The organism is Streptomyces sp. PU-14G (assembly GCF_041028275.1).
Lineage (GTDB): Bacteria > Actinomycetota > Actinomycetes > Streptomycetales > Streptomycetaceae > Streptomyces.
Genome location: NZ_JASKYT010000784.1, coordinates 1 through 574 on the forward strand (window position 1 = coordinate 1; position 574 = coordinate 574).

1 protein-coding gene and 1 pseudogene are annotated in these 574 nt (G+C 68.8%); one reads left to right on the forward strand and one right to left on the reverse strand.

The window, feature by feature from the left end; all coding sequences use genetic code 11:
* Positions 1-372, reverse strand: a pseudogene (locus AB8Z75_RS35285) (hypothetical protein); the annotation flags it as partial.
* An 82-nt stretch (positions 373-454) separates the two neighbouring features.
* Between AB8Z75_RS35285 and AB8Z75_RS35290 the strand changes: the two are divergent.
* Positions 455-574: transposase (locus AB8Z75_RS35290; RefSeq protein ID WP_369209245.1), on the forward strand; the 120-nt coding region annotated here is incomplete at its 3' end.

Here is a 574-nt window from a genome sequence, read left to right on the forward strand (position 1 = left end):
CTTCCTCGCCTATGCCACCGACCGCGCGGCGGACCATTGCCTTGGCCATGGCCACCTTGGTCTCGAAGGCGMCCCCGTCCTCGMTGCCGGCCCGGCGGCGGGGGGGGGGGGGGGGGGGGGGGGGGGGGGGGGGGGGGGGGGGGGGGGGGGCTCGATCCGGTTCAGCATCCGGTGCATGCGGTCCGGGCCTTCGTGACCCGCTTCCTCCGCCAGCGTCCAGCCGTTCTTCCGCTGCAGCGGAGSGMYYAGGCCCCGCATATAGGCCAGTGCCGACTCACGCGGCTCCGACCTGCTGAAACGATGCACGAACCGCTCATGCACAGCGTCCAGTTCACCCGCCCACAACCTGACATCAGCAAGATCCCCACCCATGAACAGGCCAACGACCAACCTGGCCACCAGTCACCACAAGCACCGTTGCAGTACTAGGGCCTGTCTGATAATTGATCTTGTGGTGGGTCGTGGTGAGCTGACGGATGCGGCGTGGGAGCGGGTAGCCCCGCTGTTGCCTGGTGTGGATGGTCGTGGGCGGCCGTGGCGGGATCACCGGCAGGTGATCAACGGGGTGCTGTGG